Annotated in this window: 15 protein-coding genes; 11 read left to right on the top strand and 4 right to left on the bottom strand. The window is 62.7% G+C overall.

What is annotated here, in order from left to right; genetic code table 11:
- Positions 1–7: 7 nt before the first annotated feature.
- Genes IB265_RS11995 through IB265_RS12005 form a run of 3 tightly spaced genes read left to right on the top strand, consistent with a single transcriptional unit; the run spans position 8 to position 2980 of the window.
- Positions 8–2077, top strand: coding sequence for a hypothetical protein (locus tag IB265_RS11995; protein ID WP_057253090.1), 2070 nt, complete (start codon positions 8–10; stop codon positions 2075–2077).
- Positions 2074–2547 carry a GNAT family N-acetyltransferase gene (locus IB265_RS12000; protein WP_057253089.1) on the top strand — a complete coding sequence of 158 codons (474 nt, stop codon included), beginning with the start codon at positions 2074–2076 and terminating at the stop codon, positions 2545–2547. Before IB265_RS11995 ends, IB265_RS12000 begins: the two co-directional genes overlap by 4 nt.
- 10 nt (positions 2548–2557) lie before the next feature.
- A complete protein-coding gene (locus tag IB265_RS12005) occupies positions 2558–2980 on the top strand; it encodes an N-acetyltransferase (RefSeq protein ID WP_057253087.1) in 423 nt (140 codons plus the stop codon).
- A gap of 89 nt (positions 2981–3069) precedes the next feature.
- Here IB265_RS12005 and IB265_RS12010 read toward each other — a convergent pair whose 3' ends face one another.
- Positions 3070–3615 (bottom strand): GNAT family N-acetyltransferase, encoded by a 546-nt coding sequence (locus IB265_RS12010; protein WP_057253085.1) that lies wholly within the window; start codon positions 3613–3615, stop codon positions 3070–3072.
- Positions 3616–3874: 259 nt separating this feature from the next.
- Between IB265_RS12010 and IB265_RS12015 the strand changes: the two genes are divergently transcribed.
- Positions 3875–4852 (top strand): glutathione S-transferase family protein, encoded by a 978-nt coding sequence (locus IB265_RS12015; protein WP_057253083.1) that lies wholly within the window; start codon positions 3875–3877, stop codon positions 4850–4852.
- A 28-nt stretch (positions 4853–4880) separates the two neighbouring features.
- On the opposite strand, the gene IB265_RS12020 is transcribed toward IB265_RS12015, so the two are convergent.
- Complete coding sequence (locus IB265_RS12020; RefSeq protein ID WP_057254327.1) at positions 4881–5390, bottom strand: NUDIX domain-containing protein; 510 nt, start codon at positions 5388–5390, stop codon at positions 4881–4883.
- 71 nt (positions 5391–5461) lie between these two features.
- Between IB265_RS12020 and IB265_RS12025 the strand changes: the two genes are divergently transcribed.
- Both IB265_RS12025 and IB265_RS12030 read left to right on the top strand, forming a co-directional pair.
- The gene (locus tag IB265_RS12025; RefSeq protein WP_057253082.1) at positions 5462–6364 is read left to right on the top strand and encodes a metallophosphoesterase; all 903 of its coding nucleotides are present in this window, start codon (positions 5462–5464) and stop codon (positions 6362–6364) included.
- A gap of 235 nt (positions 6365–6599) precedes the next feature.
- On the top strand, positions 6600–7151 hold the full coding sequence (locus IB265_RS12030; protein ID WP_057253080.1) for a tetratricopeptide repeat protein: 552 nt from the start codon (positions 6600–6602) through the stop codon (positions 7149–7151).
- Positions 7152–7247: 96 nt separating this feature from the next.
- Here the strand turns inward: IB265_RS12030 and IB265_RS12035 are convergent, their stop codons facing one another.
- Positions 7248–8105 (bottom strand): DUF3313 domain-containing protein, encoded by an 858-nt coding sequence (locus IB265_RS12035; protein ID WP_162261317.1) that lies wholly within the window; start codon positions 8103–8105, stop codon positions 7248–7250.
- Positions 8106–8480: 375 nt separating this feature from the next.
- Between IB265_RS12035 and IB265_RS12040 the strand changes: the two genes are divergently transcribed.
- From IB265_RS12040 to IB265_RS12060, 5 genes are all read left to right on the top strand, one after another.
- A complete protein-coding gene (locus IB265_RS12040) occupies positions 8481–8999 on the top strand; it encodes an RNA polymerase sigma factor (RefSeq protein WP_057253076.1) in 519 nt (172 codons plus the stop codon).
- Between the two features lie 3 nt (positions 9000–9002).
- A complete protein-coding gene (locus tag IB265_RS12045; protein WP_057253074.1) occupies positions 9003–9830 on the top strand; it encodes an anti-sigma factor in 828 nt (275 codons plus the stop codon).
- A gap of 479 nt (positions 9831–10309) precedes the next feature.
- Positions 10310–10519, top strand: coding sequence for a cold-shock protein (locus IB265_RS12050; protein ID WP_053248201.1), 210 nt, complete (start codon positions 10310–10312; stop codon positions 10517–10519).
- Between the two features lie 184 nt (positions 10520–10703).
- Entirely contained in the window at positions 10704–10928 is a 225-nt protein-coding gene (locus IB265_RS12055; protein WP_057253071.1) for a hypothetical protein, read from the top strand.
- 37 nt (positions 10929–10965) lie between these two features.
- A complete protein-coding gene (locus IB265_RS12060; RefSeq protein ID WP_057253069.1) occupies positions 10966–11346 on the top strand; it encodes a DUF6481 family protein in 381 nt (126 codons plus the stop codon).
- Between the two features lie 112 nt (positions 11347–11458).
- Here IB265_RS12060 and leuA read toward each other — a convergent pair whose 3' ends face one another.
- Positions 11459–13168, bottom strand: coding sequence for a 2-isopropylmalate synthase (gene leuA, locus IB265_RS12065; RefSeq protein ID WP_057253066.1), 1710 nt, complete (start codon positions 13166–13168; stop codon positions 11459–11461).
- Positions 13169–13209: the final 41 nt, after the last annotated feature.

Here is a 13209-nt window from a genome sequence, read left to right on the forward strand (position 1 = left end):
CTGATCGATGACTTATGGTTTTGCTCCGCTGCTTCCACTGATGTTCTTCGTGCCGCTTCTGGTCGTCGCGGCGCTGTTCATCGGCTACGGCCTATGGCGAAAGATACGCGGCGCCTGGCTGCGCGCCCTCGCCTTGGCCGCACTCGCCTTGGCGATCGCCAATCCTTCCATCTTCGTCGAACTGCGTGACCCGCTCTCGACGATCGTCGCGATCGTCGTTGACCGCAGCCAGAGCCAGCAGAATGGCGACCGCACCGAGCAGACCGATCGTGCGATCGAGGGCCTGAAGGCGCGACTGGCGGCGATACCGCTCATCGAGCCGCGCATCGTCGAGGCCAAGTCCGATCCGGCGAGCGTCTCGCCGGCGACCAACCTCTTCACCACACTCGCGACAGCGCTCTCCGATGTTCCGCCAGCGCGCATCGGCGGCGCCATCTTCGTGACCGATGGCCAGATCCACGACGTGCCCGACGTCAGCCGCAAACTGGGTTTCGACGCCCCGGTTCATGGCCTGATCACCGGCAAGCCTGATGAGTTCGACCGGCGCGTCGAGCTCATCAATCCCCCGCGCTTCGGCATCGTCGGCGAAGAGCAGAAGCTCTCGTTCCGGGTTGTCGACGACGGCGCCGCACCCGGCGGGACCGCGGAAGTCAGCATCCGCCTCAACGGCAACGAAATCGCCCGGGAACGGGCCGAGCCGGGCACCGACGTTCCCTTCAGCTTCAAGGTTACGCGCGGCGGCAACAACGTGCTCGAATTTGCGGTGGATGCGGTTCCGGGCGAAGTGACCACGACCAACAACCGTGCGGTCCACGTGCTCGACGGCATTCGCGAGAACCTGCGCGTGCTGCTTGTGTCCGGTGAACCCCACGCCGGTGAGCGTGCCTGGCGCAACCTTCTGAAATCCGACGCCGCGGTCGATCTCGTGCACTTCACCATTCTGCGTCCGCAGGAAAAGCAGGACGGTACGCCGATCAACGAACTGTCGCTGATCGCCTTCCCGACGCGTGAGCTGTTCGTCGACAAGATCAACGAGTTCGACCTGATCATCCTCGACCGCTACCAGCATCGCGGCCTGCTGCCGATCCTCTACTACGACAACATCGCGCAATATGTGGAGAACGGCGGCGCGCTTCTGATTGCCGCCGGGCCGGAACATGCCGGCGACGATTCGATCGCCGCAACGCCGCTCTCGGCCGTGCTTCCGGCCGCGCCCACGGGTGTGATGAACGAGAAGGCCTTCTTCCCCCGCCTGTCGGAGGAAGGGAAGAAACATCCGGTAACCCGCGGCCTCGAAGGCTCCGATAGCGAGCCGCCGCACTGGGGCCGCTGGTTCCGCACGGTCGATGTCGACAGGCCTGAGGGCAATACGGTGATGGAAGCAGCCGATGGCAAGCCGTTGCTCGTGCTCAACCGTGTGGGCAAGGGCCGCGTTGCCATGTTGCTCTCCGACCAGGGCTGGCTTTGGGCTCGCGGCTTCGAAGGCGGCGGTCCGCATGTCTCGCTCTATCGCCGCACCGCCCATTGGCTGATGCAGGAGCCCTCGCTCGAGGAAGAGGCGCTGACGGCACGCGCCCGGGGCCGCACGCTGGAAATCACCCGTCAGACGATCGACGGCGACCCGGGTCCCGTTTCGCTCGTCTCACCCTCGGGTCAAAAGCAGGACGTGAAGTTGACGGAGCGCCAGCCGGGTCTCTATTCGGCAGAACTCGCCACGACCGAGACCGGTCTGTTCGAGATGGCCAATGGTGAACTCACGGCCCTTGCCCATGTCGGCGATCCCAATGCGCCCGAGTTCAAGGCGGCGATCTCGACCGAGGACAAGTTGCGCCCGTGGGCGGAGAAGACCAAGGGACTGGTGCGGCGTCTCGCAAGCGCCGACGGGCCGCTCGATCTGCCCACGGTCCTGCCGGTCAGGGGCTCGATACGCTCGGCCGACGACCAGCGCCTCTCGATCCGCATGACCGACGAAACCGTGCTGAAGGGCATCAACTCGCTGCCGCTGTTTACCGGCCTCCTCGGGCTTGCGGCACTGCTCTTCCTGATCTCCGCCACCTGGTATCGCGAGGGACGATGACCGAACGGACCGTCGTCGTCAGCGACCTTCGCGACACACCACATTTCTTCGATGCCGTGGCCGACCGCATCTGGCGCGCCTGGTGGGAACCGCAGGGCTTTCCTCTGAGCCATATTACCTGCCTGCTGCAGGAGAGCCTCACCGAAGATGCAGAATCCCTTTGCCTGGTGGCGCACGCCGGAGATCGCTTCGTCGGCACCGCCTCGGTGATCGCCTCGGACCTCGAGGAGCGGCCGGATCTCACCCCTTGGGTGGCGGCCGTCTGGGTCGACCCGCCGTTCCGCGGCACCGGCATCGGCGGCGACATCGTGCTGAAGGCCGCCCGTGCGGCGCTCGATTCCGGCGCGGAGGCCGTGCATCTCTGCGCCCTTCCCGGCAAGCGCGCCTTCTACGAGCGCCTCGGCTGGCGGCTCGATGAAAAGGACGTGGGCGAGGATCGCCTCGACGTCTTCAGCATGCGCCGTGCGTGAAAGGTTTTCGATGTTCGAGGTAACGGACGCGCCTCCGGCCGAGGCGCTGGAAGCGATCGGCAATGGCCTCACGGCCTTCAATGCCGCCGATGTCGGCCCGTCGGAGCGGCGACCGCTCGCCATTCTCGTCGGCGGTCCCCAGGCGAAGGGGCAACGCGGTGGCTTGAACGGCTACACCGGCTGGGGCTGGCTCTTCGTGCAGTGGCTGTGGCTGCCGGAGGATCTTCGTGGCCAGGGCCTTGCCGGCAAGCTGCTTCAGGCGGCGGAAGACGAAGCTCGACGCCGCGGCTGCCACAGTGCCTGGATCGATACCTTCAACCCGCAGGCCCGGCGCGCCTACGAACGCCAGGGTTACCGGGCCTTCGGTGAACTGGCCGATTTCCCCATCGGCCGCACCCGGGTCTTCCTGAAGAAATCGCTCGCCGCCAGCTAGAACGCGGTGCGTTCAATTGAACGCACAAAGGACGCTCTAGCACTTTGGATCTAGAGCATCCTTCCACCTGAAAGCGGGATGCTCTGGTCTCAGACCGCGAGCTGCAGCTCGAGCGGCACGGCGGATGCCACCGCATCGTCCCGCCAGCCGATGGTGCCGGCAAGGCCAGCATGCACGCCCTCGGCCATCGGCACGACGAGCACGCGGGCGGGATCGACCGGTCCCGGAAATTCGAGCGCACCGTAGCGCACCTTCTCGAAACCGAGCGGCTGATAATAGGGCGGATCGCCAACGAGGATCACCGCCTCCGAACCCTGCCGCCGCGCCGCTTCGACGGCGATGCGCACGAGCTCCCGGCCGATACCCATGTTCTTGTGCGACGGCCGTACGGCCAGCGGCCCAAGCAGATGGCCCTTGATCGATCCTGCCATCACAGGCGTCATCCTGACCGAAGCGATGGTCTCGCCGTTGTCGGCACAGATGAAGGACAGCGACCGATCATGCGGCCCTTGCTCGCGGATGCGCGCGGCCGCCCGGGCAAACCGGCCGGGGCCGAAGGCTTCTTCATTGATGATTTCGATGGCTGCGTCATGGGACGCGTCTTCGGTCAGGTAGACGAGATCGTGCTTTTTCATGGGATCGAGAAACCAGGCATGCGAACAGACATAGGGATGGCTTCGCCCGAAGCGGGCGTTGGCAGCATCAGCGTCGTCGCAGGTTTCCCGAGAACATCATCAGTGCGGTTTCTTCCAACACGAAAAAAGTTGTGAGATCGCCGATATCAGAAAAATGCCCGCTGTCAAAGTCTAAAACGCACTGTTCGGATTTCGCCATCTATCGGACGCCGCTGGAAGCGCTATCTATGAGCGCAAGGATCACGAAGGAGATTTCAAGATGGGTAGATTAGTGGACGGCGTCTGGCAGGACGTCTGGTACGATACCGTCGCAACGAACGGCCATTTCAAGCGCAGCGCTTCGCAGTTTCGCAACTGGGTCACGGCAGACGGATCCGCGGGACCTAGCGGCGACGGCGGTTTCAAGGCGGAGGCCGGTCGCTATCATCTCTATGTTTCGCTCGCCTGCCCCTGGGCGCACCGCACGCTGATCTTCCGCAAGCTGAAGAAGCTGGAGGACCTCATTTCCGTTTCGGTCGTCGATCCGCTCATGCTCGCCCAGGGCTGGGAGTTCAAGGACGGCGGCATCGGCACTGGCGACCATCTCTTCGGATCGAAGGCGCTGTGGCAGATCTATACCCGCGCCGATGCCCACTATTCCGGCCGCGTGACCGTACCGATTCTCTGGGACAAGCAGCAAAACACCATCGTCTCGAACGAATCCTCCGAGATCATCCGCATGTTCAATTCCGCCTTCGACGGGCTGACCGGCTCGACGACCGACTTCTACCCGGAAGAACTGCGCGCCGAAATCGATGCGTTGAATGCCGACGTCTACAACGACGTCAACAACGGGGTTTACAAGGCGGGCTTTGCCACCACGCAGGCCGCCTACGAGGAGAGCGTCACCGCGCTCTTTTCCCGGCTCGACAAGCTGGAAGAACGCCTCGCGTCGCATCGCTATCTGACCGGCAGCCGCCTCACCGAGGCCGACTGGCGCCTGTTCACCACGCTGGTGCGTTTCGATCCGGTCTATGTCGGCCACTTCAAGTGCAACATCCGTCGGATCGCCGACTATCCGAACCTGCAAGGTTACCTCCGGGAGCTTTACCAGGTCCCGGGCGTGGCCGAGACCGTCGATATGCGCCACATCAAGGAGCACTACTACCGCAGCCACACGACCATCAACCCGACCGGCGTCGTGCCAGTGGGTCCGGTGCTCGACCTCACCTCCCCGCACGGACGCGAGAGGCTGTAGACCGATTGTTCGAGCGGCTGGACCGCCTCTACCAGTGAATGTCGAAGGCAGCGCTGCCGGCGAGTTCCGCAAGCCGGCGACGCGTCGCCGGCGTGGTATCCTCCGGCAGCGCATCGAGCGTGAAGAAGCCGCTCGCGGCGATCTCCAGATCCGGTGTCTTCGGCGTGGTCTGCCTGACGCCGTCGCAGCGGTAGAAGACGACATGGTCGCGGCGGCTCGTGCGCCTGTTGTAGTAGACCTGGATGAGCACCGGCGGCGCCGTTGCCTCCAGGTTTCCCTCTTCGCGCAGCTCCCGCAGCAGCCCGTTAATCGAGGCTTCGTCGCGATCGAGCCCCCCACCCGGCAGGTGCCAGCCCGGCAGATAGGAATGGCGCACGAGAAAAACCCGGCCCTCGTCATCGAAACAGGCAGCGCGAACGCCGATCGTCATGCCGCGCGCAAGGGCGTAATAGCCATGCGCGAGCCGCATCAGGAGCCGGAGATACCAGCGCCGCATCTCCGGTGGCCGTTCCTCGTTCAGTCGTCTCGTCCTTCCCATGTTTTCGGCCCGCACGCGATTCATCGGGCGACCTGATTCCCCTCGGCCGGAATATGCGCTAGACGGGGGCGATGTTCAAACTTGCCCATATCTCCGATGTCCATCTCGGGCCCCTGCCCGAATTGTCCTTAAGGGAGCTCGCGTCGAAGCGCATCACCGGTTTCGTCAACTGGCACCGCAACCGCAGCCGGCATCTCTTTACCGGCACGCTCGACACGCTGCTGGCGGATATCGAGAAGAAGGATCCTGACCATCTGGCGATGACAGGCGATCTCGTGAACCTCGCGTCTTCGCTTGAGATCAAGGCAGTGACCGAATGGCTGACGGATGCCGGCAAGCCGGAGAACATTTCCATCGTTCCGGGCAACCATGACGCCTATGTGCCGGGCGCCTACGAAAAGACCACCCGTGCCTGGTATCCCTACATGCGGGGCGACGATGCGCCGGCTCATTGGCACGACCGGCACCGTTGCTTTCCCTATATGCGGGTGCGCGGACCGGTCGCGCTGATCGGCTGCTCGACCGCTGTCGCAACGCCCCCCTTTGCCGCAAGCGGCTATTTCGGCCAGCGGCAGGCACGCGCGACCGTCAACATGCTGCGGGCCGCCGGCGAAGCGGGCCTCTTTCGCATCGTCATGATCCACCACCCGCCGATCCGCGGCGCGGCCTCGATGCACAAGCGCATGATCGGCATCCGCCGTTTCGCCGCGACGATTTCCTCGGGCGGTGCGGAGCTCGTGATCCATGGCCACACCCATCTCAACACCGTCTACTGGCTGAAGGGCCAGAATGCACCGGTCCCGGTCGTTGGCATCGCCTCGGCCTCGCAAGGCCCGGGCGGCCACAAGCCGCCAGCAGCCTATAACCTCTTCACCATCACCGGCGAGCCGGGCAATTGGCAGCTGACGCGCGAACGCTATGCGCTGAACGGCGATGCAACGACGGTGACACTCGCCGAAACGACGCGTTTCTGAAGCCGTCAGGCGGGCCACTTCGCAGAATATTCATCGCCCGGCGAATATTTTCCCGCATTCATGCGTCATACCCCAGTCGTGCGCCGCCCGCTGGTGGTGTGCATTGTCTTCTGGCATGCTTCGTGGCTGAAGCCGCCCGACGGCGGCTCACCTCCTTTCGGAGCGTCAAGGACACGCGATCATTTTGAAACGACGCGCGGGCTTTCAAGGGCATGCGCGAAGAACGGGAGATGGCATGATGTACCGAAAGGCCCTGCTTGGCGCCCTGATTGTGGCCGGCGCAACCAGCTTCATGGCGCAGGCCGTGATGGCAGCCGGCGAAGACACCAGCGAACCGCCCAAGAAGACCAAGACGACCAGCGAATGCACGGATGGCAAGGTGTGGGACGCAAAGAAGAATGCCTGCGTCAACGCCAAGAAAAGCGACCTCAGCGACGATATCCTGTTCCAGGCCGCCCGCGAGCTCGCCTATGCCGGCCAGTATGAAAATTCCATCAAGGTACTCGGCGCGGTCAAGGACCAGAAGAGCGCCCGCGTCCTCAACTATCTCGGCTATTCCAACCGCAAGGCCGGCCGCATGGAACTCGGCATGCAGTACTACAAGCGCGCGCTCCAGGCCGACGAGAACTACATTCTCGCGCGCTCCTACATGGGCCAGGCGCTGATCGAACAGGGACACGTCGAGGAAGCACGCGTACAGCTCGTCGAGATCCGCGATCGTGGCGGAGAGAACACCTGGGCCTACCGCGCGTTGCTGCAATCGCTTGGCGGCGTCCGCCAGTACTGACCCGACGGGAGCACGGGGCGGCGCCCGGCGCCGCCTCGATCGCAGCGCCAAACGACAGAGCGCCGAGCGCGCAAGAGACGCGCCGGCATTGGCTGTCTATCCCTTCTTTGCGCCCCCGCTGCTGCCGCTTGCAATGGGCGCGCTCTCGTTCTTCTTCTCCGACCATTCCGGCGGCAGACCGAGAGCACCACCGGCGATGCCGCCGAGACCGGATCCTTTCCCGAAAACAGCACAATCGGGATCTGAGGGCTTGCCGGTCACCGCATAGGCGACGCTGTTCTTGACGTTCTTCATCGAAGGCAGTTCGAAATCGGATTTCATCGGGTCACCCGATTTTTCCAGCAACGCACTGAAATCGCCCGAAAAATCTCCGGCAAGCTCAAAGGCGTCGGCTGCCGTCGATGCGCGGGAACCATTGGTGAGGATGTTGGCACCGCGCGCCCATGTCAGCCCGGCGATCTGCTTGCCCCGCGCGTCGAAAGCCTCCGCCTCGACTGCGAGACTTCCGAGACCGATCGGAATGCGCGGAACCGGAACGGGAGCGACCGCCGAGGTGACGGTCGACACGCCCGCAACAACGGCATTTGTCGATTTGACCTTGCTGATCACGGAGCGCACGGCCATATCCGCCGGCTTCGATATCGGCACGATATCGAACTGCGCACTCAGTGCTTCGCAGAGCGACCGGTCGATCGCCGTCGCCACCAGTTTCTTCTGCGGATCTCCAAGCTTGTCGAGATCGGCATTGGAAGCGAAGGTCGTCGGGATCACGTGCACCGTCTTCACGTTCTTGGTCGAGGCGGCATCCACCCGATACTTCGTCTTGGTCACCATCCCGTCGCTGGCGACGAAATCCTTGTAGGACGATAGCGATCCGGTTTCCATGACCTGAGCGCTCTGGCATGCGGCAAGCCCCGCAAGCAGCGGAACCACCGCACCAATGCGCATAGCCATGGCTCCTCGTCGAAGCTGGGCTCGGCCCCATCGGCCGCCCCCGATCCGGGCGGCATTCATTCTCTTGCTACGATGCTGTGCGTTCATTGGCGTGTCCCCGACATCGACTTGCAGTTGTGCGATGAGGTCCGGCCAGATTCGGGCCGAACTTTGACGCGATCTCGGGGCGCGGGTGCAGTTTACGGTAACGAAGCCCTTGGTTAACGGCGGCCGGCAAGCAAAAGCTTTTTGGGAAAAGACGCTATGAAGCAGCAGAATTTGCTTTCCGTTCCGGCACTTCCCTTGCAGACTAAGGGGCAAATGTTTCATATCATCCGGCTCGTGCCTCGCACCGCGAATAAATGCACGATCCGGCACGTTTCATTTGGAAGAGCAATGCGTCCAGCGGCAGAAACGAAGGACTTCAGACGCGACTTGGTCAGCCTCCTGCCCAAATTGCGTCGGTTCGCGATGACGCTGACGCGCAACGCCAATGATGCCGACGACCTCGTCCAGGAAGCCTGCGAGCGCGCGATCACGCGCAGCCACCTGTGGAACGGAGAGGGCCGGCTGGAAAGCTGGGTCTACGCGATGACGCGCAACCTCTGGGTCGACGAGATTCGCAAGCGCAAGGTCCGCGCCGGCAGCGGCACGGTCGATGCGCTCGGCCAGGACGAGCTCAGCATCGAGGCTTCGGCCGAAAAGGCCGTCTACGCCAACCAGTTGCAGAAGATGATCCTCTCGATGCCCGAGGGCCTGGCGAGCGTGTTCCTGCTGGTCAACGTCGAAGGCCATAGCTACCGCGAGACGGCCGACATCCTCGGCATTCCGATCGGCACTGTCATGAGCAGGCTGTCGACGGCGCGCCTCAGGCTTGCCGCCATGATCTCCGAGAATACCGAAAGGAGGGCCTGACCGTTGCAACAGACAAAGGGTCACGCACTCGAAGTTCGCCTATCCGCCTATATCGACGGTGAGATCGGCGAAGCGGAACGAAATGAACTCGACGCGCTTCTCGCCCGCGACGACGACGCCAAGGCTTTGTTCGAAAAGCTGAAAGCCGGCAGCAGCTTCGGCGATACGGCTTTTGAGGATTTTCTGCACGATCCCGTGCCGCTGGCCCTGGTGCGACAGATCAAGCAGGGTCCCGGTGTCAGCCCCAAAACCGAACGCGTGACGGCGACAGCCGCCAACGTCAGAAACGTGCGCATCTGGCCGCGCGTGCTTGCCGCATCGGTTGCACTGATGCTGCTCGGCGGTTCGGCCGGCTTCGTCATCGGCACGGCAAACAATGTGGGCGAACCGGCCGAAGTGGCAGCGGCGCGCGGTTGGCTGGACGATATCGCCGACTACCACCGCGTCTATTCGCGCCAGAAAGAGCATCTCGTCGAGGTTCCCGCCTCCGAGGCCCCCAAGATCGAGACCTGGCTTGCGTCCAGCGTCGGCGTTCCCTTCAAGATTCCGCAGCTTGGCGGCAAGGGCCTGACCTTCGAAGGCGCCCGTCTGCTGGTGGCGAACGGCAAACCCGTGGCACAGCTCGTTTACCGCAGCACTGAGGGCGAGATCTTCGCGATCTGCTTCCTCAAGAATACCACCGGCCCGCAGTCGAACGATTTTGACGAGAGCATCCGCGATGATCTCGGCATGGTCTCCTGGCAGAGAGGTGGCGCCTCCTTCGTGCTCGTCGGCCCTTCCGCCCATGTCGGGATGCAGGATATCGCCGAGGCCGCCGCCGCGACGATCTGAGTTCACGCCTTCAAAGCTTGGCTTTGCCGCAACCAACACGAAAATTCTGGAGCCGCCCCCTTGGCAACACCAGTTGCCAAGGCGGATTTCGCTGCCATGAAAAGCAGACATCGGCCGCGGCTCGGCAGAGAGCATAATTCCTGCGCCCATATTTGGATCAAGCAGAAATTTGTGTAGGCAACCAAACGGTTACACCTGCGCCCACGTCGCAAAATACACATATCGCCATGGTCAAATATTGAGTCCGAATTGGAGCGTCACAGCTCCCGCAAAATTGGCAAAAATCGGCAAGAAAAAACCAAAGGTTGACATTGCAATACTTTACCTCTATCTCTGACAAATCGATATTTGCTTGCTAAGCTTTGGTTACCGCGCATCTAGCAACTGCGCCCTGAACGAACCTTCCTTTCAAAAATCGCTATCACCATCCGCAGCGCTCCCGCGTCGCGGTCGTTCAATATGCTATGAGAGGGTTCTTCATGACCACCGGCACAGTTAAATGGTTTAATTCCACCAAGGGCTTCGGCTTCATTCAGCCTGACAACGGCGGCCCGGACGCCTTCGTCCACATCTCCGCCGTCGAACGCGCTGGCATGCGCGAAATCGTCGAAGGCCAGAAAGTCTCCTACGACATGGAGCGCGACAACAAGTCGGGCAAGATGTCGGCCTGCAACCTTCAGGCGGCCTGAATCGGTATCGGCTCTCCCTTGACCACGGATGTACTGGCACTGCCGAGAGCATGATACCCATCAAGGTCAGGCAATATGCCTGGCCTTTTTTATTTCCGCGCATCGAATGCACGTTCCCGCGACTGCGTTGCACATCGGGAATGACGTGACTGCCGTCGACGCGCCTGTAAGATCGGGATCCCCCATGACAGAGACCCACACCAAATCGCGCCAGCGGGCCGAGATTGCCTTTGCCAAGGAGCAATCGCAATTTTTTGCCCGAGGCAGCGCAGTCGAGGAACTCGACGCCATCGTGCAGGCACGCGAAGAGAAGACCTCGCGCCTGCGCGAAGCACGCCTGGCGAAGGAATTGCAAGATCGTCTGGCGGGTGCTGCCGCCCCCATTTCGAAACGCGTCAGAAAAACCTGACCTTCAGTCAGGGTGACACCTCAACTGGAAGAGAGACTTGAGAAACATCAGAAACAGTGAACTCACCGACCGTCGCAGCGCCGCTGCCGATGCGAAGAAAGCGCTTCTTGAAGCCTACCGCGCGGCAAAGGAAGCCGCAGAACCGACCCAGCTCGCCCGCCAGGCCGAGCGTCAGGCAGTCGCTGCGGCCCGCGAGGAACGGCGCGCTGGTCGCGAACGGGCGAAGGCCGAGGAGCGCGAGCGTTTGCAGGCCGAGGCGGCAGAGCGCGAGGCCGCCATCGCAGCCGCTGCTAGAGCCGAGACCGAGGCACGCGAGGCCGCTGACCGGAGCCGCATTTCGCGCGTGATCGAGGACGAGGCCGCTCGCAAGGCCGAACGCGACCGGCGCTACGCCAACCGCAAGGCGCGGCAGGCATAACAGGCGACCGGCGCGTCGGCATGACGCCGTCATGCCGAGCTGCGACTGCCCTGTCTCAACGATTGATCGAAAACGCCGCCCGTCCATTGAGGGCACGCGGCGTTTTTGTTGATCAGCCGCGCTTCATTTCCAGAACGCGGTTCGCCGCCGACACGATCGCTTCGAGCGAGGCGGCAACGATGTTGGTATTGATACCGGCACCGAACAGTTTTCCGCCCGGATGCTCCATCTCGACATAGGCGATGGCCGCCGCGTTGGAGCCGTGCTGCAGTGAGTGCTCGGAATAGTCAGCGACCGAAAGATCGATGCCGAGGTAGATCGACAGCGCGTTGATGAAGCCGTCGATCGGGCCGGTGCCCTTGCCTTCGATGCGCTTCACCTCGCCATTGTCGGTGATCTCGGCGGCCACCACGCGCACGCCCTTGTGCTCGCCGACCGGATAGGTGTGGTGATCGACGAACTTGATGCGCGCGCCCGGCTGCTCGACATAGCGCTCGATGAAGCGCTCGTGGATGCGCCTGGAGGGCACCTCCTTGCCTTCCTCGTCGGTAATGCGCTGGATGTCTTCGCGGAACTCGACCTGGAGGTTGCGCGGCAGGTTGATGCCGTAATCCTCCTGCAGGATGTAGGCGATGCCGCCCTTGCCCGACTGCGAGTTGATGCGGATGATCGCCTCGTAGGAACGGCCGACGTCGCGCGGATCAATTGGCAGATACGGCACTTCCCAGAGCGGCTTGTTGGCCGTCTTGATCGCCTTCATGCCTTTGTTGATCGCGTCCTGGTGCGAACCAGAGAAGGCCGTATAGACCAGCTCGCCGACGTATGGATGGCGCTCCGGAATGACCATCTGGTTGGAGTATTCGTAGACTTCCTTGATCCGCTCGATGTCCGAGCAGTCGAGCTGCGGGTCGACGCCTTGCGTGAACATGTTCAGCGCCAGGGTGACGACGTCGACGTTGCCGGTGCGCTCGCCATTGCCGAACAGCGTGCCTTCGACGCGGTCGGCGCCAGCCATCAGGCCGAGCTCGGTGGCGGCAATGCCGGTGCCGCGGTCGTTGTGCGGGTGCAGCGAGATGATCAGGTTTTCGCGGTTGTCGAGGTTGCGGCACATCCATTCGATCTGGTCGGCATAGATGTTCGGCGTCGCCATCTCGACGGTCGAGGGCAGGTTCAGGATCAGCTTGTTTTCGGGAGTCGGCTTGACGATTTCGGTGACCGCATTGCAGATCTCCAGCGCCACTTCGAGTTCGGTGCCGGTAAAGCTCTCGGGCGAATACTCGAAGCGGTAGCCGCCACCGGCCTTGGCTGCCATGTCGGTGATCATCTTGGCAGCGTCGGTGGCAATCTGCTTGATGCCGGCGACGTCCTTGGCGAAGACCACGCGGCGCTGCAATTCACTGGTGGAATTGTAGAAATGCACGATCGGCTGGTGGGCGCCCTCGAGCGCTTCGAAGGTGCGGGTGATCAACTCGGGCCGGCACTGCACCAGCACCTGCAGCGACACGTCCTTGGCGACGTTGCCCTCCTCGATGCACCAGCGGGCAAAGTCGAAGTCGGTCTGCGAGGCCGAGGGGAAGCCGATCTCGATTTCCTTGAAGCCCATGTCGAGCAGCAGCTGGAACATGCGGGCCTTGCGATCGTGACCCATCGGGTCGATCAGCGACTGGTTACCGTCGCGCAGGTCAACCGAGCACCAGATCGGCGCCTTGGTGATCGTCTTCGACGGCCAGGTGCGGTCGGTGAGTGCGATCTGCGGGTAAGGCTGATACTTCACCGACGCTTCCGGCATGCCGTTCTTGATGGAATGGGACTTCTGGATCATTGCAGCTTCTCTTCATCACTGAGCGCTCTGGCAGCATTGCC

Source organism: Ensifer sp. ENS10 (assembly GCF_014852025.1).
In the GTDB taxonomy this organism is placed as follows: domain Bacteria; phylum Pseudomonadota; class Alphaproteobacteria; order Rhizobiales; family Rhizobiaceae; genus Ensifer.

What these genes read in the sequence shown, in the direction of transcription:
- IB265_RS12035 (WP_162261317.1), bottom strand. Translation starts at nt 8,105, where the DNA reads ATGGCTATGCGCATTGGTGCGGTGGTTCCGCTGCTTGCGGGGCTTGCC.
- IB265_RS12015 (WP_057253083.1), top strand. Translation starts at nt 3,875, where the DNA reads ATGGGTAGATTAGTGGACGGCGTCTGGCAGGACGTCTGGTACGATACC.
- IB265_RS12040 (WP_057253076.1), top strand. Translation starts at nt 8,481, where the DNA reads ATGCGTCCAGCGGCAGAAACGAAGGACTTCAGACGCGACTTGGTCAGC.
- IB265_RS12000 (WP_057253089.1), top strand. Translation starts at nt 2,074, where the DNA reads ATGACCGAACGGACCGTCGTCGTCAGCGACCTTCGCGACACACCACAT.
- IB265_RS12020 (WP_057254327.1), bottom strand. Translation starts at nt 5,390, where the DNA reads ATGGGAAGGACGAGACGACTGAACGAGGAACGGCCACCGGAGATGCGG.
- leuA (WP_057253066.1), bottom strand. Translation starts at nt 13,168, where the DNA reads ATGATCCAGAAGTCCCATTCCATCAAGAACGGCATGCCGGAAGCGTCG.
- IB265_RS12005 (WP_057253087.1), top strand. Translation starts at nt 2,558, where the DNA reads ATGTTCGAGGTAACGGACGCGCCTCCGGCCGAGGCGCTGGAAGCGATC.
- IB265_RS12050 (WP_053248201.1), top strand. Translation starts at nt 10,310, where the DNA reads ATGACCACCGGCACAGTTAAATGGTTTAATTCCACCAAGGGCTTCGGC.
- IB265_RS11995 (WP_057253090.1), top strand. Translation starts at nt 8, where the DNA reads ATGACTTATGGTTTTGCTCCGCTGCTTCCACTGATGTTCTTCGTGCCG.
- IB265_RS12055 (WP_057253071.1), top strand. Translation starts at nt 10,704, where the DNA reads ATGACAGAGACCCACACCAAATCGCGCCAGCGGGCCGAGATTGCCTTT.
- IB265_RS12030 (WP_057253080.1), top strand. Translation starts at nt 6,600, where the DNA reads ATGATGTACCGAAAGGCCCTGCTTGGCGCCCTGATTGTGGCCGGCGCA.
- IB265_RS12025 (WP_057253082.1), top strand. Translation starts at nt 5,462, where the DNA reads ATGTTCAAACTTGCCCATATCTCCGATGTCCATCTCGGGCCCCTGCCC.
- IB265_RS12010 (WP_057253085.1), bottom strand. Translation starts at nt 3,615, where the DNA reads ATGAAAAAGCACGATCTCGTCTACCTGACCGAAGACGCGTCCCATGAC.